Origin of the sequence: Roseibium aggregatum IAM 12614, from assembly GCF_000168975.1 — a bacterium.
GTDB lineage: Bacteria > Pseudomonadota > Alphaproteobacteria > Rhizobiales > Stappiaceae > Roseibium > Roseibium aggregatum.
Genome location: NZ_AAUW01000036.1, coordinates 1 through 20,751, shown reverse-complemented (window position 1 = coordinate 20,751; position 20,751 = coordinate 1). Strand labels below are relative to the sequence as shown.

Here is a 20,751-nt window from a genome sequence, read left to right as displayed (position 1 = left end):
TCTTCCTCGAGTTTGACGACGCGCTGCGAGAGCGCTTCTTTCTCCGCTTTCAACGCGGCGATTTCGGCGGCATTGGCGGCCAACTGCGCCATCAGTTATTCAACAGTCGGTTTGCCGGTTCGATTCATCGGATTCTTGAATCTGAACCGTCCGGCCGCGTCAACCGCTTAAGTTTGAGAGCCTTCAACCAGCGACCTGGTAGTGCCGCACAGGATGGCGGACCATTGCATCGATATCGATGCCGTCGAGAAGCCTGTGCGCTTGAGATCGGCGAGCGGCTGCTCGTCAATACCAAGGCTTCACGTCTGGAAAAATTTGAGCTATGTCCGTCCACCGGAGCAGCGTGACTGGTCCCCCGGCCACCTCGCTCCTCAGATCGTGGACAGAATTTGTACCTTCGTCGCCGCAAAGATACGGATCCTGTTCATGATTTGACGCAAAGCACGGCCCCGTAGCTCAGCTGGATAGAGCACTCGCCTTCTAAGCGAATGGTCACAGGTTCGAGTCCTGTCGGGGTCGCCATCTTGCTTTCTGTCCGACCCGGAGACATAGGTAACGGTTTGTACCGGAGACATGGGTTACAACCTCGTGCCGAACGGGTTGTCGATTGTCTGTAGTGTTCTCTGCTCCAGGTCGATGTATCCCAGATCATAGCTCATGAAGCTGATCAGCCAAATTCCCTCGTCGACCTCCTTGATACCGAGCTTTTGACCGGCAAGCACGGTGGAGACATTGATCTTCTTTCGATACATGCAGATCCGCCCGCAGGCAGTCACAAGCGCATCCCGGTCGTGGAAGGGATAAGTCCAGCTCCGGCAAGCCCGGTAAGGTCTGCGTGGTGATGACAGCATCGCCGAGCTTTGCCGCAAGGAAGGCATTGCCCAGAGCCTGTATTACACCTGGTCGAAATAGTTCATGGAAGCCGGCAAGCGGCGCCTATGCGACGACGATCCACAAGAGCCAGGGGGCGACGGTGGACCGGGCCTATGTTCTGGCGTCGGCCACGATGGACCGGCATTTGACCTATGTTGCGATGACCCCGGCACCGGGAGGGTGCCCTGATTGCCTGGCTCATGAATTCTCCGGTTTTGATTTTGTGTTCGAATGAACCGACCCGATCAGGAGCCGGCGGGACAAAGAGAAGTGGGGAGGGGGAGGGGCGCGCGCAATCATTTGGAGAGTGCCGTGCATGGCTGTCGCCATATCCGGACATTTGCTGTCATGCAACACAACACGATCCGTCCTTGCGACAGCAGCGCGTCGATCCGCTATCCGGAGCGCCGATCCATTTGAAATAATCGCCGTCATAGCGAGAGCCGAACGTGGCGTCGATCGCTTGGCCGGTGGCAAATGCGTGGGCTCCGGTCTGGACCGGAAGGCAGACTATCGCCGGGACGGGGTTCAGGACATCAGCTTCTGGACGCCTGGCCTGTTCGATGAAATGCTCCGGGACAAGCAGGCCCAAAAGAAAGGCGTCCACACGGGCATTCGGGCCCGTATGGACGTTTAGTAGAACGAGGGGCGAGGAAGCCCGAACGAAACCCTTAAAGCGGAAGACCTCTGTCACCGGTTCTGCATTAAAGCCAAGGGGGTGAGCCTCCTTCTGATAAGACCCTCAGCGCTTGGGGAGCTTCATCTCAACGCGACGGTTACGTTCTCTGCCAGCGACAACGATCTTGACGCCGTCATTTGCCTTCACAGCAACGGTTTGCGCAGCTTGTTTGACCATCATTTCCGGATGCGTTGCCGCATTGACCGTGGTGGACGTGGCAAAGGCGGTGAAAAGCATAACCGAGGCAATCGTAGTGCGGAACATGTCTGTCACTCCTGGTTGAGGTGTACGTGTTTGCTTCCGTGATGAAGGTAATTGCTTTTTTCAGCTATGACACGTGACGCTTGACACTGCCGATGACAGCCAATGTCTCTTTCCGGCATGCCGACAAACCCGATGCTTGGCGTCAGACTTGTTGCCCACCTTGTCGCGATTGCGGAGGAGAAAAAACGCCCGCTCACGAGGAACGGGCGCTCTAAGTTCAAACCAAGAGAGAACAGCAGCGGGACGGCCTTGGGAGGAAACTTTCGGCTCACACGAGCCTCGCCCCGCTGCTGATCCTCATATAGCGCGTCAGGATAGGAGCCACCTGTGACGAATGACACCGGGGAAGGTGATGGGGGCGCAAGAGCTGGCCTATGGACAGCTGGAAGCCCGTTTGTCGCGTGCCAGCGTGAAGGAAACGACGCTGGATTTTCCGCCGCTTTTGCAGAGCGTCGCGGCATAGCAAACTCCCTGGGTATAAACAGCGAGATTGAGATCAAGGGGCTAGGGGCGCGCTTGGGGGCCGGCTTGGGGCCTGAGATTGGGCCTGAGGCTGCCCGGGACCGGTGGAAACACCGCAGGTCGGCAAGCTGCGGCGCAGCATGTTCGACGGTCTCAAGCTCAATGCCCGGCCGCACCCTGAGCGCCCGCCGGAAACCCAGGATATCGGCCAGGACAGGCTTGCTGAGCGGCTGCGCCGGCACTCCCCGTTTGAAGCGGCTGTCGATCGTTATGCGCGGGCGTTTTGCGCCGGACAAAAGCAGCGTGAGCAGAGCTTGCCACTTCTGGAAAGTCAGAAACGGGAAATGCAGGAGGCCGGCCGTCAGCTCGACCAGGCGTGGCCCGGTTCCCTGGAGCTGATCAAATCGGCGGTGCAGCGCGATCCGCAGACCACGCGGGCGATAGGGGAGCGGTCCGGCCGGGGCCGTGTCGATCATCTTGTTGCCGGCATGGAGCGTGAGCGGGCGGCGGTTGCGGACCCGGCTGTTCGCGCCGATCGCTTTGTCGAGCGCTAGCAGGCGTTGAACAACATCATCGAACAGGACCACCGGTTTATCAAGAAGCTGACAAGGCCGATGATGGGCTTCAAGGCCTTTCATTCAGCAAGTGCGACGCTGGATGACGGCATTGAAACAGCGCACATGATCCGAAAGGGACAACTACAAGCCGGGTGTGCCTGCTTACCGCCAGTTCAGGCAACTCGCAGGATAACTGTGTCAAGACAAAGCCAGAGCTCCGACTACGACAAAAGTTTGCGACACTACCTGCTGATGATCTGCTCGTCCGTGAATCTCGTTCGCTTCATTGTCCGTCCTCAAGTTGGGCGGACTCTAATCGACGATGGAGGAATTATCCCGTGGCAGGTCAAATGACACCCCATCATGGCGCAACGCGACGCCGGGAGCAGGAGCCATCCACACCATCAATCGAGATGGCTTTCTCCAAGCCCAAAATACTCATCAGAAAACAGCCGCGCGAACGTACGAAGACTTATGGAACGCGGTTGGCCAGGTCTGCGACCTCTTCACAGACGACGAATGCTACAACTTCTTCAAGGCAGACGGATTTGGAACCGATTAAACGCGATGCGCTCTAGTGATTTGCACAACACGGTGCGTCCACGCCGTCAACAAAGGTTCCCCGACACCAGTTCCTATATGCTGCTTATAATCAAAATCGACGCTGATGTTGTCGCAAGACCGAGTGCCCACGGACGAATAGAACCTTTCTCCACGCGTTGTGCAAGCGGTTTAGAAAGCCAAATACTCAAAGGCACCAGTGGCGCTAGCGAAAGTGCAAATGCCAATTGTTTGAATGTGATAAGCCCGGCGACCGTAAGAGCCGCGATCGAAATCGCCATCCCGAACCCAAAAAACATATTCTGTGTCGCAGCGGACCGTCGGGCTTCAACGCTTGAATAGAGTACCGCCATCGGCGCGGCGCCAATCCCTGTCAATGTTGCCATGACTCCCCCGATGGTCCCTGCAATTACCAGCGACAACTTGCCGATTTTAAAACTTAGCCCCAGACAGCTCAGCAGAACAGCAAACAAAACTATAAAACCGACGGCAATGGGCAAATAAGACGAACCGACTACCAACCTGGCAATATAGGCCGCGAATACGGCGCCGATTACTCTTCCGATCAATCCGAACGGCAGATCCCGAAAATTAACAGAATCCTTGGAGCCGAAAAAAGAACCGAAACCGACAAAAACGCCGAGCAATAGTATGGTTCCCGGAACCCAGTCCGGTGCCGCCAATACCATTACAGGTGAAGCGATCATTCCAAAGCCCGCGCCAGCTATTCGCTGCAAAACAGTGCCCGTAATGACAGCAATTGCGCAATACAGCCAGGGAAGGGTCGCGGGGAGTAGCTCAAGTGTGGTCATATCAGGTATCCAAGGTCTCAAACAATAAATACATCCACAAACCAACTCTTCATCGACCTGTTGTTGTCGCTCAAAAAGAGGGGATATATTTTCTGGAGAAGGTGTCTCTAAAGCATGTCGTGATAAATTGAATTCAGGAAATCACCCGAACGCATTCGCAACGTAAACGCTGCCTCGAGCGTCCTCCAGAACCCATTAATCCGCTTGAACACGACATGCTCTAATTGGCAGTTATGTATTCATGCGATCTCGGATCGATATCATATGATACGTTTGAGCTCGATGAGTGAACCGCCGTTCGGCCGATTTAAGTCATGCGACCTCACGAGGGGAGAGGGCTTGATGCATCGTACCCTGCTTGTAGACCCTGGCGCTAGAAATCACACCACTCTCTGAGCTCACAAGAGTATTGTAGATGGCATTTTCATGATCCGCATCAGTACGCATGTGCGCACCAACAGAATTCGTTCTCTCCAAGGAAGCGGAAATTATTGATTGGGCAAGACGAATCTTTTGGTATATTTTTCGTGGGCCCAAGTGATAACTTGTCAGCTTGCATGCAGGCAGGCTTACCTTTTGTGAGTTGAGCTGATCCCAGATTTTCTTCAGATTTGCTTTTGCCTCTAGCAGCCCGGCATCATCTCGGGCGGGGCCAACGAAATCCCACATCAAACGTTTAACCCTGGTGTCAATTTCATAAATTGAAAGAGGGCCCGACTCCGAACAGATCATGGTTTGCTGTTCTAGGTCGGCGCGGCCATGTACAGAGACATCGTCGTGCGCAGCCGCAAACCCTGCTCTCGCACCAAATACAAGTGCGTCAGCGACTCCGTTGCCGCCCAGCCTGTTGCCGCCATGTATCCCACCTGCATCCTCCCCGCACGCATAAAGACCATCAATCTCGGTTCGTCCATCGACGTCAATTGGTATTCCACCCATCAAGAAATGGGCTGACGGAGACGTTTCAAGAACCTTGCATCCGGCGAGATTGATACCATGCGCCTGAAAACGTTCACTCATGAAAGGAAATCGATCTGATAGGAATTTTGATGAAATCTCAGATAAATCCAGAAAAACGCCGCCATTATCGCTGCCACGGCCGTTTTTAACTTCCAGGTAACAACTCCGGGCAACGATGTCGCGTGTCGCCATTTCGCCCAGCTTGTCATATTTCGGCATGAAGCGGTCACCGTGCTTATTCAGCAGCTTCGCACCCTGAGACCGGACTTCCTCCTCTATGATTTCACCATGACCGGGCATACCTGGCATGTTCAAGCCAGTAGGGTGAAACTGCACCTGTTCCATATCCACAAGTCTGCCACCGGCATCGAGAAAAGCAATGAGACCGGTCGCTGTCTTGTCGGCACTAATGGTTGTAATTGGATAAGTGCATGCTCCAGCTCCGAGTGCGGAAATCAACTTCGGCGCCAAATGAATTTCATGCGTACCGTTCTCTAGATTTATGCAAATCGCCCCGAACACCTGGCCATCGCTAACCAGATAATTCAGGACCACCCGTTTGTGGAATGTCGTAACGCCAATGTCCCGGGCCGCGTTCCGAAGACAGTCCGTTATCAATTTTCCCGCGCGATCACTCGAATGAACGGATCTGGCGGTGGTCACACCACCATAGGTGCCGGTTTGATAGTGCTTTCCATTTTGGTCAAAAACGACTCCTAGCGCTTCCATTTCCCAGATGGCAATTGGTGCGTCTTGGCAAAGAACCCGTGCCAACTCCGGATCGGAAATCATTCCACCGCCACGCAGGGTGTCGGTGAAATGGCTTTCAATGCTGTCAGCCGGGTTCATTGCCGCATTGATGCCATGTGTCTTCCAAGAACAGCCGCCGTGGCTCTGATCCGAGGCAAAATTCAATTGCGCCACCCTCAAATGTGGCTTGGCATTTTTCGCGGCGAATGCAGCACGATATCCGGCAATACCAGCACCAGCAACGATAACATCGTGTTCGAAGACATTCAGTCGCCGGCTGTCAAAAACGGCAAAACGATTAACGGGTTTATTCATAATTGTTCATCCACCTTGAAATCATCACTTGTCGCTTGGTTTCGGTCGTGACGCCGGATACCTCCATCACCTGAACGAGCGCGCAACGTAATATCTGCAATTAAACCTTGATATTTCATTGAGCATATTTACTGCGAAAGCAACACTATTTGTCTTTTACTAAGTCTTTTCTTAAGTTCAACGAAATATTCACTCAAGACATATGTCTTGTATGGCCCTTATTCAGATCACTCGTTCTCTCCTATTGATTTACCTCTTCTTCCCCTCGCCTCCTTGTGATTGCGGTCACACTCGCGCGGACCATGGTGGCATTTTCGCGGATTGGGGGCGCGTTGTTGATGGCATGGATGCCGTCACCCAGAGGCGGACGTTGGGCACGCTTCCGTACTTGCGTGGGCGACTTTCCCCTCCTTGTCGAGGTCTTGCGTATGCCGTTCAAATACGGTGGCCACCACCCTCACGAGATTCCGAAGTCGAAGCATCGCGTTTCGAACAAGCGAGGCTTAACGCACGAACATACAGGAACGGCTGAACCGGCCCCCGACGCGGCGCTCCCAGTGGTCCGGAATTTTCCCGACGCTGGCCGCGGAGCCCCATGGCAACTGGCTGGAGGCAACGCGCTGTCCCGAAATGGCGCATCAGACTGAGCACCAGAAGGAGGACTGCGGGAAGCTGAAAGAGATTGAAGTCGCCTGAGGGCTGCCGCCGGGAGGTGCGCCACGCTACCCCAAGGTACCGCACCCGCCCCGACAATAATACCAGGGACTGTGATCCAATTTGGCGGAAGACTCCGGATACAATCGGAACGGGCGATCGCATGGGGCGTTTTCAATACTCTTTGGCCTCAGCTCCGGCGGCCGGTCCCGCTGATTTTGAGGTTGACCTTGTCAGCATAAATCGGCTGTCCGACATTCATCCCATAGAAACTTCTGAAAAAACCACCTGACACTTCGAAGCCGATACTCCCGTTGGATTCCATTTCGGTCAGTTGGACCGCGAGCTTCGTGCGCAAAGTTTTGCCGCGCAGAGTCAAGTCGCCTTCAACTTCCGCCGAACGATCTCCGGTCATCCGTACCCGGGTGCTTTTGAAGACCGCAACCGGATGGTTGACAACGTCGAACATGGAGGAGCTTTTCAAAAATCCGGTCACCTTGTCGCTACCGGTCTCAACGCTTGCGAGATTGACCGTGACGCTGACCCGGCTCATCTCAGGGCGGTTTTGGTCGAGAGTCATCTTGCCGGAAACCGTCTTGAAAACCCCCGTGATCGGCTTGCCGGCGAGAACCTTGACCGAAAACGTGGTGTCAACCTGGGTCGGGGACAACGTGTAGGTGCCGGTCAGCGGCGCCGCGGCCGCTGGCTGCCCGGTGAGCGACAAGGCAAGCGTACCCGCGAACGCGGCAAAAAAGTTTATGAAGCCGGATATGAAAGCGCCTTGGCGCAGAGGAAGGCAAATCATGACTAAGTTCCTCGAACGGTCTGTAAATACAGAAGGCGTGGCCGAGACCGCTGGCGTGCCGTGCCCTGGCCCCGCTATGGAGCCGGTGTCTGGATTGGGGCGGCAGATGCCCCTTTTGCGAGGTTGATCGTATCGCCATCCATCGAACCAGACCTGTGCCGTACGACACAGGTCTGGTTCGATGGATGGCGATCGTGCCCCACGCCCTTCGGGGCCGAGAGCCGGTCATTCATAAGCGCTCATTTCGGCTTGCAGTTACACAGAAGTGTCCATTGGCAGCGTTGCTATTCGGTCTCGGTCGATGATGTCGGCGAGGCGGGAGAACACTCGCCATATGGACCTGTCGCAAAGATTATTGTGTTAGTCCTGCCCTGAGATTTGACTGTTGAAAGAGCGCTCCTGTAATTGGAGTTCCGCGGCATGATTCTCTCTGCCATCGTTGAAAAACTAAAATGCCAATCGAAGGATGACTTCAAAGCACGGTGTGGAACAAATCACGAGCCGGGCCGCAGTGGTCTCTTACCTAGAATTTTGGCATCATGAGATACGCTCGAACGTGGGGTGTCCGAGGGAAGTCATCTTGTTGAGGACCGAGACGCCGAGCAGGTAGGCACGAAACCCGATTAATGCAACGAGGTCCGGCGCGCGCCGGAGGACCGGCGATCGATGATCAGCCCCACTTGAGTGGTCCAGTTTGATTGTCAGTGCATGGCCGGTCTTTGGTCCATCGGGATGATGGTTTCGGGAGCCGGTGGGCGGTAACCCAATGCGCTGTGCGGTCTCTTGGTGTTGTAGTGCTTCCTCCATTTTTCGATCAGGATTTGCGCTTCATGCAGCCCATAGAAGATTTCACCGTCGAGCAGTTCATCGCGGAACCTGGCGTTGAAGCTCTCGCAATAACCGTTCTCCCAAGGTGAGCCTGGCTCGATGTAGGCGGTCCTGGCGCCGACGGCCTTGATCCAGTCCCGCACGGCATGGGCAACGAACTCCGGACCATTGTCAGATCGTATGAACGTAGGCACACCGCGCAGGATGAACAGGTCGCTCAAGGCGTCAATGACATCGGTCGAGTTCAGCTTTCGTTTGACCCGGATCGCCAGGCACTCCCGGCTGAACTCGTCGAGGATGTTCAAGGTTCGGAACACCTTGCCGTCATCGGTGCGACAATGGACGAAGTCGTAGCTCCAGACGTGGTTGCGATACTCGGGCCGGAGACGGAGGCATGAGCCGTCATTCAACCAGAGCCGTCCCTTCTTCGGCTGTTTCGCCGGCACCTTCAGCCCCTCCCGCCGCCATAGCCGTTCGACACGCTTGTCGTTCACCTGCCAGCCAGCATCCCTCAACAGAGCCGCAATCCGGCGATAGCCATAGCGGCCATACTGTCGGGCAAGCGCGATCATATCCTCGACCAGGCGCTCTTCATCGGCACGCCCTCGTGGTCGCCGCCTCTGGGTAGAGCGATGCTGGCCCAACACAAGGCAGACACGACGCTCGGAGAGCTTCATTTGGCTGCGCACATGATCGATGCAGGCACGCCGACGGGCGGGGCTCAGAAGTTTCCCCGTGCGGCCTCGGCAAGGATCAGCTTGTCCAGTGTCAGATCGGAGACCGCCTTGCGGAGACGCTCATTTTCCTTTTGAAGCCGTTTGAGCTCTTTCAGTTGGTCGGTTCCCATGCCGCCATACTGCTTGCGCCAGCGGTAGTAGGTCTGCTCGGTTATGCGAACTTCCCGGATCGCATCAATCCGCGCCATTCCCTGGCCGACAAGAACCTCAACCTGCCGCAGCTTCGTGACAATCTCTTCCGGCTTGTGTCGCTTGTTTCCCATCTATGATCCTCCGTTTTCCTAAACATAACGGCGGACCAATTCATTGGGGGAGGATCAAGCGCGGCACTGGCCAACAAGACGGCCCGGATCGCCTGGGCGGTTCTGGCGAAAGGGGAAACTTACCGATCTGCATGATCTGAACGTTGACTTTCCCCGGCTCCAACGACGCCGAGAACTAGAATGCAAGAGCAATCCAAATGATGATGATCAAGGCAGCCGCTGCCGGAACACCCCGTGGTATCGCCAGGGCGCAATAGCCCGGCAAGTTGATAGGGAGCCAGCGCGCGGACTTCATCAGGGCCAGCGGTCAAACGTGCCGCGCAAACAGGCCGGACAAATGACCGCTCGCAACATGATCGCAATCACGGAAGAAAACTCTTGCAAAACCGGGGCTGTCCAAAAATGGCGATACCAGTGACTGTCCAATCTCAATATTTGCAACAGAGCCATATCCTCTGTATCAATTGGCACAAAGACCGAAGCCTGAGTCTGTTTAATTGCGCCCAATGAAGAGAGTGGCGTCGGCGATATTGACATGAACCAACGCTTTGTTCGATGGCCTTATTCCTATCTAAATGACCAAAACAACTCAGGATATTATAATAAATAATTTCTTTCACTAAGTAATAATAATTTTTGATATTTGTCTCAAAGTGATATTAATATCGGATACATAATAGTATGTATTTAATATGTTTATATATTTCAACAAACATGACAGATTTGTTCTTGTTGATAGAAAGTTCTACGAATAGTTAGGATAAATTTCATAGTCAATTCAATAAAAAGCATCGATTAACAATTTTCACATCTGATGCAGAGCTCAACAAAGTCAGTCAACTTACAGTCAACAATAACGCATGATTGCTTTTGTCGATCAAAAAACAATTCTTCCGAATTGCGTTCCAAATCGAGATTTTGAGCGCGCCTATCTTAAGTGGAGTATCAAAAATGATATTGTTAACAAATGTATACTCTGTCATTAAAGCTTTAGTTCTTGGCATTATTCACGTTAGGCTTTGTGCAAGCTCTACTCGTGCTATCTTCCTGCCAACGGAATTCCTTGTCGGATGGGTATTAATGTTCAAGTTGATGACGCGCGCCGCGCTGGCCCTTGGTCTTAGCGTTGTGTCTGGAGCCGCTCTGGCACAGAGCGGAGACCTGTCTGCTCAGGATGCGAACCGCCAGTTCGTGGTCGACCTGGGTGTCGGGGCCATTGTCAAACCGCGTTATGAAGCGGCAGACTCCTATCTGGTCTACCCCTTCCCGATCATTTCTGTTGGCCGGTTCTACTTCCCGGGCCTTGGTCAGGTGGTCGACGGTCGCCGCAAGTCCGGTGTGTTCTTCTATCCGTCCTTCAACTTCATCGGCGAGCGCAAGGCCAGCGACAGCACCGACCTGACCGGCACCAACACCATCGACTGGGCACTTGAACTCGGCCTCGGCGGTGGTTTCCGCACCGAGAATTTCCGTGCCTTCGCCGAGTTGCGTCAGGGCATCAACGGGCACACGGGCCAGGTCGGCCAGCTCGGGCTGGACGGCATCGTCTATCCGGTGGAAAAGTGGGAAGTCAGCTTCGGTCCGCGGGCGGCCTTTGCCTCTGACGAATACATGGACACCTATTTCGGCGTAACCTCGTCGGAAGCCGCCAACAGCGGCGGGCGCCTGACGAAGTTCAACCCCAGCGCCGGTTTCAAGAGCGTCGGTCTGGCCGCGCGTGCCAGCTACGATTTCAGCGACGACATCCGCCTGCACCTGCAGGGCGGCTATGACCGGCTTGTCGGCGATGCGGCGGACAGCCCGATTGCCAAGAACGGCAGCGAAAACCAGTTCAGCATCGGTGCGGGCGTCACCTACCGATTCGCTTTCGACCTGTTCTAGGGAGGCTTTCATCCGACCTTGTTGCATTAATCGGGTTTCGTGCCTACCTGCTTGGCGTTTCCTTGCTTCTGAAGTTTTTGTGAATGCCGTTCAAACACCACGCATCCCGTCGCCACAAGTTTGCGAAATCCATGCATCTGGAGTGCTACCCAACGTGCGCTAGGGGCGTGCTAGAGTTTTCCGGACCAAATCAGGAACACGGGCTGGCTGCGTGTTCTGATTTCATCAGGTCCAACGGTACCTTGTTACCGATGGCACCATGAGGTATGTGTTCGTTGTAGTCCTTGCGCCAATCCTCCAACTTTTCGGCTGCATCTGCAAGTCTCAGGAACCAGTGTGCATTCAGGCACTCCGCCCTGAAGCGCCCGTTGAAGGCCTCGATGAAGGCGTTGTCCGTTGGCTTTCCCGGCCGGGAGAAGTCCAGCGTAACGCCTTTCTGATAGGCCCATAGATCGAGATGCCGGGAGCTGAACTCGGAGCCCTGATCAACGCGGATCGCCTTCGGATAGCCAATCCGCGTGCAGACAGTTTCCAGGGTTCTCACGACATCCTCGCCCCGATAGCTGAAGCGCGGATCAAGCGCGCCGGCACATATCCGAACCGGACGCACGTCTGGCAAATCTCCCTGTTACGCTGTTCCAAAGCGGCCTGGCCGGATCGACGGGACTTGTAGCGATAGGTCGTCGGATCAAACCGGATCACCGCGCACGCACGGCGAATGGACACCGACCAGTCTGACCGCATCTCGTCGACCAGCGTTCTCTTCCGGGCAGGCCTCAGAGCTAATGGGATGGTCCGCCCTGTCTCCCCACTGAGCACAATGGAGACAGGCAACAGGAGGGCCTGATCATGGAACGCAATAAACCACGCTCATGCGCCGTTGTCGGCGTCGATATTGGCAAGAACCTTTTCCACGTCGTCGGTCTAGATGACAAAGGCACGCCAATCCAGCGAGCGAAGTTCCGGCGTGAGACGCTACTACAATTCTTCGAGCGAGCTGACAGAACGCTGGTCGGAATGGAAGCATGCCCGGGGTCCCAGTGGCTTGCGCGCAAGCTCCAGGCCATGGGACATCAGGTTCGGATCATCCCCGCCCAATTCGTGAAGCCCTATGTGAAGTCAAACAAGAACGACATCATTGATGCCGAGGCAATCGCTGAGGCTGCGACACGACCGACCATGCGCTTTGTCGGCATCAAGGAGGCGTACCAAGTCGATCTGCAGATGTTGCATCGCATCCGCAGCCGCCTGGTGACCAACCGCACCAATCTGATCTGCCAGATGCGATCATACTGCCTGGAGCATGGAGTTCCTATTCGGCAAGGAGCCGGCGTCTTCAAGACCGACATTCTGCGCGTGCTCGATGACGACACGAATGACCTGACCTCGCTCGCCCGCGAGATACTGCGGGATCTCCACGATGACCTCCTCAAACTGGAGCTGCGCATTGCCTCGATCTCGAAAGAGATCAAGGATGTCGCCGACGCCGATGAGCGTGCCCGTCGCCTCATGACAATCCCAGGCATCGGTGCGCTCGGCGCAACCGCAATCATCGCGGCGATTGGAGACACATCCAGGTTCAAACGTGCCCGTGACGTCGCTGCGTGGCTTGGACTGGTTCCTCGGCAACATTCGACCGGAGGTAAACAGACACTGCTAGGCATAAGCAAACGCGGTAATGGCTATTTGCGTCGATTGCTCATTCATGGCGCGAGGTCGTGCATGTTGCATCTCGACAGATCCAAGGATCGGCTCGGTCAATGGATTGATGCACTACGGTCTCGAATGCACGTCAACAAGGTGACAGTGGCTCTAGCCGCCAAGATTGCACGCATCGTCTGGATCGTTCTCCGGCAACCCGGTGCCACCTATCTGCGCCGTCCTATGGAAACCACCGCCTGATCCAGAATCCGGTTCCGACCGGACTTAATTGCAAGGCTCGAAAGTGATGACGAAACAGTCGATCGGCATTCTGTAAATCCTGCTCGAAAGCGGGCCTTGTGCCCGAAGAAGCTATTTGGAAACAGGATGCGCGCATCTCATCATGGCCTGGCTGCAACAGCAGTCCACTCGCGAGAGGCCGGATACATTTACGCAAACTGGTATCGTCGCCACTCAAAATCCTTGCAACGACAGGGCGGACCATACATTTCGTTTGACGATGTCCTGGAGCATTTCCTTGTCGAGGGACAAGTCCGCGGCGATCTTCTTGAGCCGGGCATTCTCCTGCTCCAGCTCACGGAGCCGCTTCATCTCCGACGGCATCAGCCCCGCGTACTTCTTCCGCCAGTTGAAATAGGTCGCCTGGCTGATCCCGGCTTCACGGCAGATCTCAGCCACAGGGACGCCTTCTTCCCCACGCTTCACGATGAACGCCTTCTGCGCATCCGAAAACTTCGATGCCTTCATCAATTCCGCTCCTTCCCAGCCAGGAAAATCCTCGCGGAAAACTCTAACTCAAATCGAGGGCATTTTGCGGGGGCACATCAGAGAGGTTGCGAAGACCTTCTGGAAAAGAAAAGCTTTGGAATCGGTAAAAACCTTAGTCCGCGACATTGAAATTTTCTACTCCTGCCCGGAGCTGCTCAGGTTCGCCATGACGTTGCCCACCTTGTTTCTACGGGAGCAGCTGCGATGGGTAAGTACATAGAAAAAACATGAATTTTTAATGACGGTTAAGCTGTAACTGATTGACTATTCGTGTCTTTTCTCCTCGTCGAGAAGCTTCTTTGTTGATTTTTTATCAACATTCAGCCTCCGGTTAGGAAACAAATCACGCCGTTGATTGAGTGAATGGACAAGGCACCTGGGCGGGCATTGTGAAACGCATGGCCCTCTGCCAATTTTGATCCGTATCCGGGCTGGACGTGCCTTTGTCAAATCAGCCCGTCACCGCCTCCGGCCGCTTGCCCGCAGCAAGAGAATGAAATGAAAACCAGACCGACGAGCGTTACACGAGCTTTCGATCTCGCCCCTAGCCTTGCTTTAATCCGTATTCCCATTTATTTGAAGGGCTTAAGTTCTAAATCCAGCCACGCAACGAGATCGGTGGCGAAATTGAAGTCGCTGAACCCCATGCTGCTCTGGCTTAGCTCCAGGAGCTTCTCCTCTATCGCGAAAACCTGATGCGGTAGCGGAGCTCCCGACACCTCTCTCCTCGTCGTGGAGATGGTTTCAAGAGACCTTTCCACCATATCAAGGCCTTCGCGTGGGTCGTAGCCTTCCATTTCGCACCGCTTGGCACTTGCCAGAGAAATGCAATGCCGGAACGGACGCGCCTTCCCCGTCCTCAACCACTCGAAATTCCGGACCGTTTCACGATTTACCCGTCGGTCAGTCTGCTTGACGTTTTTTCCCTCCAGCGTGATATCGGCAGGCTTGGAGGACAACTGCTCAACCGGAGTTTGCGAAGGAATGGTCACGGATCTGTTGTCAGACTTTGAACTCACCAAATTACTTCCTCGAGTTTGCCGCAACCAAGACGGGAACGATCCACACCGGGCGATTGACGGAAATCGAGCTGACAAATGACTTTCAAGCCTTGAGAGCAAGAAGCCTCAGCAGTCCGGCACCACCTATTGGACTGAACCCTGCCGCGAACCGCAAGAATTCAGGCGCAAGGGCAAGCCTCATTCCGATTTGCGACTATTATCACTCTTTATTTGGGTTCCGGGAGTTCTTTTTATGACAGCAAGAGACGTTTTTTGAAAATTCCGCCCGGCGCCTCCCCCCTAATGGATTTAAGCCGACGTTGATGATGTCACCGCCCCTCCGACGGCATCGGTTGTGTCAAAGCGGGTCTGCAATGATTCACCAAGGAGAACGGTCATGCCTAAGATAATTCCGGTCCACCGTGTTGCGCAAATCACGAGCCGGGCCGCAGTGGTCCCTTACCCTGATCCGAATGATGCAACAGCGCATCCGGCTTGCCTCTGCGCCAGATGGCCATAATCAGCGCGTCGGTTACGAGCTGAGAGGTCATGCTGTTGTTGATCGCCCAACCGACGACACGGCGAGAGAACAGGTCGATGACGGCGGCCACATAGAGCCAGCCCTCAGCCGTCCATAGATAGGTAAAATCGGCTACCCACTTCTGGTTCGGTCTGTCTGCCGCGAACTGACGATCCAGAACTTTCGGCATAATGAGCGAGTGCTCACCACCGTCTTTCGGCAAGCCACGCCTTCTAGGCCTTGCTCTCAATGCATTGCCGCGCATGAGCCGCTCGACACGATGCAGACCACAGGAAAGCCCATCCGCAAGAAGGTCATGCCAGACACACCGAGCACCGTAGGTGCGGTCGCTGTCCTTGAAGCTGCCTTTGATCTTGTCGAGCAGAACCTCGTCATACCGGGCATGTTGGCTTGGAGAGCTATTTAACCAGGCATGGAAGCCGGAACGCGATACACCCAACGCTTCGCAGAGCCATGCCACCGGCCAGATAGAACGGTGCTTTGCAATGAACGCGAACTTCATATCACGTCCTTGGCAAAGTAGGCGGCGACCGCCTTACGCAGCCTTGCGATTTCGAGCTGCTCAGGCTTAATCTGCCCGTGTCCTGGAAAAGCCTGTGCAGGGTCAGCGCCATAGTCCTTGACCCATTTGCGCAGCACATTCTCATGGACATCCAGATCGCGGGCTGCTTGCGCAACACTGACGCCGCGCTCCCGCACCAACATCACCGCCTCAAGCTTGTATTCGCGGCCGAACTTCCTTCGTTGCATTCCATCGCTCCGGTTTCATGGCAAACACCTTAACTCGGTGTCCACGAAACCGGCAGCAGGCCACAATGCGATAGCTTAGCCAGATTGCCAACCTAATACTAATTTCAACATGGATCAGTCCTCGTTGAAAATCAACACTTCGCTGACTGGCGCTGTGTCGCCCCTTCGCTGCACGCAAGACGGACCCTCAAAGCAAGTTCCACGGTATAGACCCCCAACCATCCTGCTCATGTCGCAGGAGGAAAATAGGTGGACGGGTTTTAAGCTGTCTGCGCCGAGACTATCCCGCCGCTACCGTGGACTATTTCTGCACCGCCGACCTCAGCGGTGTTTGCATTGCGAATGCGTTCGGGCCATTTCCCGAATTCATTTTAACGCGACATGCTGCCATGACTGGCTTCCGGCGGCCCATTTGCGGTTCCTCCCGCGCTCTTCAGGTCCATATCCGGGACTCTTTGCCGGGCCATGCGGTCGCGGAACTGAATGGCCTGAACACCCAGATCCCGCGCGGTGGGAGCGATCTCGGCCTCGGGGCTGACAAGGGACAGCGCTCGCGTCCCCGAAAACCTGCTCGTCGGTCCCTAAATTTAAAAGTTTGCCTGCCTGTGTCGAATAGCACAGGGGCAAAAGGGCCGCGTGCGCTATGCGTCAACCGCAATCTGGTTTTGCCGAGTGAAGCGGATGCTCGGATGCAGTGGTCAGCGAAACGAGGCCCATTGCTTCATTTCTTCACGAGATCAGTATTGATACTCAGCGGCGCTATTTATTACTGAAAAAGTTAATACTTTAAAGGAATTTTACATTGACAGACAAGGTGTATCTTTCAGGTAATACGGTCAGTGGCACGGACTCTCGGAAGGATGCTCGCCAAAACTGGTCACGGCCCGCGAGCCGAAAGAGCCGTCTTAGATGTGCCTGCAGCGGATTGGCAATTTTGGTTTTCTCCGGCGGCGCCACAACCACCACGCATGCGGCAAATCTCGTGATAGACGGCAGCAGCCAGACCGAAAACGGCTCCGTCACAGTTGATCAGGTGATCGTGGGTGACACCAAAAAAGACTCCGAGCTGACGATCGAGCCGGGTGGCCAGGTTCATAGCACCGGCGACGTCACAATCGGAAACAAGAATGTCATTACATGTGATGACAAGGGCAACAATTGCAGTGCCAGTCAGAGTTCAGGCGTTGTGAATGTATCGGGGGAAGGTGCCCAGCTTTCCGCCGATGGAGATCTGATCGTTGGGAAAACCGGTAAGGGCGTTCTGAACGTGACGAACGGAGGCGCCGTGCAAGTCAATGGGGACGTCGTTCTAGGTGCGGCCACGTCTGCTTTTTGCGAAGGCAGACAGTGCTTTAGATTCTTTGGGGCTGGTGCCGCGGAGATCTCCGGAGAAGGCTCTTCCTTGTCCTCTTCCGGCGCGATCGTCGTCGGAGACCAAGGCACGGGCACGTTGTCGGTTAGTGACAACGGGCGCGTCGAAGCCGATGAATTGGTTGTTGGTCAGCAATCGGTCCTGGCTTCAGGGGGCAATGCCGTTAGCGTTTCCTCGGGTGGGGTCGTCAGCACTGAAACGGTTTCTGTGAAAAACGGTTCCCTGTCGGTTCGGGAAGACGGACGCGTAGAAACATCCGACCTGGTTGTCAGGGGGGCCGGATCGGTCGACGTTTCGGCGGACGGCCTCGTCACATCGGATACCTTCAGAGTGATCGGTGGCGATCTTTCCGTGAGCGAAGGCGGCGCCGTGGAGACGGGCACCCTCGCGTTGAGGCAGGGGGCGGCGGCCGATGTCTCCTCTGGTGGCGCCATCACGGCGGAGACCGTCTCGCTGGCCAACAGCTCTCTGACTGTCGGTCAGGACGGCAGCCTCGCGGCGGGCGGTCTCGCGCTGGAGCGAGGCGCATCCGCCGATGTCTCCTCCGGAGGCGCTGTCACTGCGGGAACCGTCTCCCTGGCCAACAGCTCTCTCACCGTCGGTCAGGAGGGCACCGTGGAGACGGACGCCCTCTCGCTGGAGCAAGGCTCGACGGCCGATGTCTCCTCCGGAGGCGCTGTCACTGCGGGAACCGTCTCCCTGGCCAACAGCTCTCTCACCGTCGGTCAGGAGGGCACCGTGGAGACGGACGCCCTCTCGCTGGAGCAAGGCGCGACGGCCGATGTCTCCTCCGGAGGCGCTGTCACTGCGGGAACCGTCTCCCTGGCCAACAGCTCTCTCACGGTCGGCCAGGATGGCGGTCTCGACACAATTGAAGTACTGGCGGAGCAGGGCGGGACGATCACTATATCAAACGGTGGAGAAATTCGCAGCGAAACTGTGACCCTGCAGACATCCGCCACACTGACGATTGGTGCTTCCTCCGGCGAAGAAGCATCTGGAGCCGGCGCGCTGCAGGGTCTGGATGACGATCCGGTTTCAATTGTCTTTGGCGATGGCGGTGGCTCGATCGTTCTGAACCATACCGAAGATGACTACCGCCTCGAGGCTACGGTCAGCGGCGATGGTGTGTTGTCCCAGGAGGCCGGTTACACCAGCTTGACGGGAAATTTCTCCGACTTCTCCGGCACCGGCAGTGTGAAGGGCGGGACCCTGTCTATCGATACGGCCTACGGCGGCTCCGTTGATGTCGAGGCCGGGGGCACACTGACCGGAACCGGCACGGTCGGCGATGTAGATTTCAAAGACGGCTCCACGTATCTGGTAACCGTGGACGGCGGAGATGTTCTCGACAGCACCGGAGTTGTTACCATTGAAGAGGGTGCGTCCGTCGAATTGGGCGTTGATGCCGATTTCCAGATAAGTCTCTCGGATTCGACAATTATTCTTTCCGGCACTGAAGTAATCGGAGAGTTTAGCTCGCTCGACGGGGAAGCCGTGACTGAAGTCAATGAAAACCATCTTTTTGTTGATCTCGCCCTAGTCTATGATCCGACTTCCGTTTCCCTGTCGGGAGAGCGCAACGACACGGCATTTGCCGACTTGTCAACGACCTTCAACCAGCGGGCAACCTCGGGTGGACTGGAAACACTGTCGCCGGGCAACGAAGTTTATGAGACCTTCGCGACCCTGCAGGTTGCGGAAGCCGGTGACGTTCCCGCCATCCTGGATCAGCTCTCCGGCGAAATCCACGCAACCGTGCAGAGTCAGGAGTTGCGCAACAGCTTCCACGTGCGCGATCTGATCCGCGAACGAACCCACGGCCTTTTCGACGACGACCGGACCGACGGTTCCGCCCAGGTTTCCACCAACGGACCAGGCGACAGCCACCTGGAAGTCGCGCCAGGCGGATCGATCTGGGCCCAGGGTTATGGCTCCTTCGCACAGGTCGATGGTGACGGTAACGCGGCCCGGTTCGATGCTAGCACCGGGGGTGGATTTGCTGGGGTGGAAGGATACACCGTTCATGGGTTGCTGGTTGGCGTCGTCGCGGGTTTTGGACGTACCGATGTAACCGTGGCTGAACGCACTTCTAGCGCCAACATTGAAAGCTTTACCGTCGGCTCCTATCTGAGCGGCGGTTTCGGCCCAGTGAAGCTGCATGTCGGAAGCGCGCTCACGCGCAATCAGATTGGATCGTCGCGTAGCGTGGCCTTTTCCGGCTTCACGGATACGCTGGAAGCGGACTATGCCTCCCACACGGCTCAAGCTTTCGGCGAGATCGGTTATTCAGTGGAAACCGCCTACGCGAATTTCGTTCCCTTCGCGGGCTTCTCGGTGACGCATATGCGCACGCAAGGCTTCTCGGAAAAGGGCGGAGACGCCGCGCTGGAGTCCGAGGCTTCCGACCAGACGCTCGTCAGCACCACGCTGGGACTAAGGATGGAACGCACTTTCGAAAGTTTGCTGGGCGAAGGAAAGGACCTCTCGTTCAACGGTTTCGCTGCCTGGCGGCATCGTTTCGGCGATACGACCCAGTATGTCACGTCGGCCTTCGACGGCAGCCAGCCATTCACCATCGCGAGCGCTCCGATAGACGACAACACCTTGTTGGTCGAGGTCGGCGCTACCCTCAAACTGAACGGCAGAGCGGACGTCTCCGGCACTTACCGGGGCGAATTCGGAGGATCGGCCCATGAAAACAACTTCGGCGCAAGACTGAACCTTTCATTCTGAACCAACCAGGTCCGGCCCGGCGAGTTGGCCGGAACAATCATTTGACATTCGAGGTATCCGAAACGCCATTTCATGTTGCTCGGGGAGGAAACATGACCAGGCTCACTCTACCCGGATTTTGGCATCATGAGACACGCTCGAACGTAGGGTGTCCGAGGGAAGTCATCTTGTTGAGGACCGAGACGCCGATCCGGCTCTCGGTTCTCTGATTGTCCAGGGTACGTGATTTCAACCTTTCCCCGATGACCGACTTCCAGCGGCCCATCTGCGTTTCCACTCGCGCTCTCTGGTTATATCCGGTGCTCTTTTCCCAGGCCATGCGGCCATGGGCCTTGATCGCCAGAACATCCAGATCCCGCGCGGTGGGGTTGGTCTCGGCCTCAGGGCCGGCAACAGCCGTCTTCGGCGGCCGGATGAGGATCTCCACATCGGCAAAGCGCTGCGTGATTTCGTTCCGGGTGGCGGTGCCATCATATGCACCATCTGCAAGAAAGCGGCGCACGGGTTCTTCAGTCTGGTC

General features: G+C 55.8%; 14 protein-coding genes, 1 tRNA gene and 6 pseudogenes. 9 read left to right on the top strand and 12 right to left on the bottom strand.

Features of this window, described 5'->3' with window-relative positions; genetic code table 11:
- Positions 1–92 (bottom strand): annotated as a pseudogene (locus SIAM614_RS33700) (transposase); the annotation flags it as partial.
- 353 nt (positions 93–445) lie between these two features.
- Between SIAM614_RS33700 and SIAM614_RS29690 the strand changes: the two are divergent.
- Positions 446–522: transfer RNA gene (locus SIAM614_RS29690), tRNA-Arg, on the top strand.
- Positions 523–578: 56 nt separating this feature from the next.
- On the opposite strand, the pseudogene SIAM614_RS33250 reads toward SIAM614_RS29690, so the two are convergent.
- A pseudogene (locus SIAM614_RS33250) lies at positions 579–806 on the bottom strand (IS481 family transposase); the annotation flags it as partial.
- Positions 807–841: 35 nt separating this feature from the next.
- On the opposite strand from SIAM614_RS33250, the gene SIAM614_RS32655 reads away from it, so the two are divergent.
- Together SIAM614_RS32655 and SIAM614_RS32360 are read left to right on the top strand one after the other, a co-directional pair.
- Positions 842–1,108, top strand: coding sequence for a hypothetical protein (locus SIAM614_RS32655; RefSeq protein WP_081455395.1), 267 nt, complete (start codon positions 842–844; stop codon positions 1,106–1,108).
- A gap of 228 nt (positions 1,109–1,336) precedes the next feature.
- Positions 1,337–1,510 (top strand): hypothetical protein, encoded by a 174-nt coding sequence (locus tag SIAM614_RS32360; protein WP_006940414.1) that lies wholly within the window; start codon positions 1,337–1,339, stop codon positions 1,508–1,510.
- 105 nt (positions 1,511–1,615) lie between these two features.
- Here SIAM614_RS32360 and SIAM614_RS29680 read toward each other — a convergent pair whose 3' ends face one another.
- Positions 1,616–1,816: a hypothetical protein gene (locus tag SIAM614_RS29680; RefSeq protein ID WP_040441520.1), complete on the bottom strand. Its 201-nt coding sequence runs from the start codon at positions 1,814–1,816 to the stop codon at positions 1,616–1,618.
- 334 nt (positions 1,817–2,150) lie between these two features.
- On the opposite strand from SIAM614_RS29680, the gene SIAM614_RS33410 reads away from it, so the two are divergent.
- From SIAM614_RS33410 to SIAM614_RS31790, 3 genes and pseudogenes are all read left to right on the top strand, one after another.
- Positions 2,151–2,279, top strand: coding sequence for a hypothetical protein (locus SIAM614_RS33410; RefSeq protein ID WP_006940412.1), 129 nt, complete (start codon positions 2,151–2,153; stop codon positions 2,277–2,279).
- A gap of 103 nt (positions 2,280–2,382) precedes the next feature.
- Positions 2,383–2,832, top strand: a complete 450-nt coding sequence (locus SIAM614_RS31010; RefSeq protein WP_006939593.1) for a hypothetical protein — start codon at positions 2,383–2,385, stop codon at positions 2,830–2,832.
- Positions 2,833–2,838: 6 nt separating this feature from the next.
- A pseudogene (locus tag SIAM614_RS31790) lies at positions 2,839–3,028 on the top strand (DDE-type integrase/transposase/recombinase); the annotation flags it as partial.
- A 442-nt stretch (positions 3,029–3,470) separates the two neighbouring features.
- On the opposite strand, the gene SIAM614_RS29670 reads toward SIAM614_RS31790, so the two are convergent.
- The 4 genes from SIAM614_RS29670 to SIAM614_RS31615 form a co-directional block, all read right to left on the bottom strand.
- Positions 3,471–4,208, bottom strand: coding sequence for a sulfite exporter TauE/SafE family protein (locus SIAM614_RS29670; RefSeq protein ID WP_006940410.1), 738 nt, complete (start codon positions 4,206–4,208; stop codon positions 3,471–3,473).
- A 312-nt stretch (positions 4,209–4,520) separates the two neighbouring features.
- Positions 4,521–6,233: an FAD-binding protein gene (locus SIAM614_RS29665; protein ID WP_006940409.1), complete on the bottom strand. Its 1,713-nt coding sequence runs from the start codon at positions 6,231–6,233 to the stop codon at positions 4,521–4,523.
- An 844-nt stretch (positions 6,234–7,077) separates the two neighbouring features.
- Complete coding sequence (locus tag SIAM614_RS29655) at positions 7,078–7,611, bottom strand: YceI family protein (protein WP_208984127.1); 534 nt, start codon at positions 7,609–7,611, stop codon at positions 7,078–7,080.
- Positions 7,612–8,393: 782 nt separating this feature from the next.
- Positions 8,394–9,520, bottom strand: a protein-coding gene (locus SIAM614_RS31615) for an IS3 family transposase (RefSeq protein ID WP_085956414.1) whose coding sequence is annotated in 2 segments (ribosomal slippage) — positions 8,394–9,256 and positions 9,256–9,520 — 1,128 coding nt in all. Because the reading frame shifts where the segments join, the coding sequence is not laid out codon by codon here.
- Between the two features lie 1,080 nt (positions 9,521–10,600).
- Here SIAM614_RS31615 and SIAM614_RS29640 point away from each other — a divergent pair.
- On the top strand, positions 10,601–11,401 hold the full coding sequence (locus SIAM614_RS29640) for a MipA/OmpV family protein (protein WP_006940395.1): 801 nt from the start codon (positions 10,601–10,603) through the stop codon (positions 11,399–11,401).
- Positions 11,402–11,591: 190 nt separating this feature from the next.
- On the opposite strand, the pseudogene SIAM614_RS29635 reads toward SIAM614_RS29640, so the two are convergent.
- A pseudogene (locus tag SIAM614_RS29635) lies at positions 11,592–12,184 on the bottom strand (integrase core domain-containing protein); the annotation flags it as partial.
- A 66-nt stretch (positions 12,185–12,250) separates the two neighbouring features.
- Between SIAM614_RS29635 and SIAM614_RS29630 the strand changes: the two are divergent.
- A complete protein-coding gene (locus SIAM614_RS29630; RefSeq protein WP_040441515.1) occupies positions 12,251–13,303 on the top strand; it encodes an IS110 family RNA-guided transposase in 1,053 nt (350 codons plus the stop codon).
- A gap of 249 nt (positions 13,304–13,552) precedes the next feature.
- Here the strand turns inward: SIAM614_RS29630 and SIAM614_RS29625 are convergent.
- The 3 genes and pseudogenes from SIAM614_RS29625 to SIAM614_RS29615 form a co-directional block, all read right to left on the bottom strand.
- Positions 13,553–13,810, bottom strand: a pseudogene (locus tag SIAM614_RS29625) (transposase); the annotation flags it as partial.
- A gap of 593 nt (positions 13,811–14,403) precedes the next feature.
- The gene (locus SIAM614_RS29620) at positions 14,404–14,850 is read right to left on the bottom strand and encodes a hypothetical protein (RefSeq protein WP_157140173.1); all 447 of its coding nucleotides are present in this window, start codon (positions 14,848–14,850) and stop codon (positions 14,404–14,406) included.
- A gap of 443 nt (positions 14,851–15,293) precedes the next feature.
- Positions 15,294–16,123 (bottom strand): annotated as a pseudogene (locus SIAM614_RS29615) (IS3 family transposase); the annotation flags it as partial.
- Positions 16,124–17,048: 925 nt separating this feature from the next.
- On the opposite strand from SIAM614_RS29615, the gene SIAM614_RS29605 reads away from it, so the two are divergent.
- Positions 17,049–20,231 carry an autotransporter domain-containing protein gene (locus tag SIAM614_RS29605; protein WP_040441513.1) on the top strand — a complete coding sequence of 1,061 codons (3,183 nt, stop codon included), beginning with the start codon at positions 17,049–17,051 and terminating at the stop codon, positions 20,229–20,231.
- Between the two features lie 124 nt (positions 20,232–20,355).
- On the opposite strand, the gene SIAM614_RS29600 is transcribed toward SIAM614_RS29605, so the two are convergent.
- Positions 20,356–20,751: transposase (locus SIAM614_RS29600; RefSeq protein WP_006940379.1), on the bottom strand; the 396-nt coding region annotated here is incomplete at its 5' end.

Bases quoted from the DNA above. Each gene is read 5' to 3' on its own strand.
- SIAM614_RS29640 (WP_006940395.1), top strand. From the start codon at position 10,601: ATGTTCAAGTTGATGACGCGCGCCGCGCTGGCCCTTGGTCTTAGCGTT.
- SIAM614_RS29665 (WP_006940409.1), bottom strand. From the start codon at position 6,233: ATGAATAAACCCGTTAATCGTTTTGCCGTTTTTGACAGCCGGCGACTG.
- SIAM614_RS29630 (WP_040441515.1), top strand. From the start codon at position 12,251: ATGGAACGCAATAAACCACGCTCATGCGCCGTTGTCGGCGTCGATATT.
- SIAM614_RS32655 (WP_081455395.1), top strand. From the start codon at position 842: ATGACAGCATCGCCGAGCTTTGCCGCAAGGAAGGCATTGCCCAGAGCC.
- SIAM614_RS29670 (WP_006940410.1), bottom strand. From the start codon at position 4,208: ATGACCACACTTGAGCTACTCCCCGCGACCCTTCCCTGGCTGTATTGC.
- SIAM614_RS33410 (WP_006940412.1), top strand. From the start codon at position 2,151: ATGACACCGGGGAAGGTGATGGGGGCGCAAGAGCTGGCCTATGGACAG.
- SIAM614_RS29680 (WP_040441520.1), bottom strand. From the start codon at position 1,816: ATGTTCCGCACTACGATTGCCTCGGTTATGCTTTTCACCGCCTTTGCC.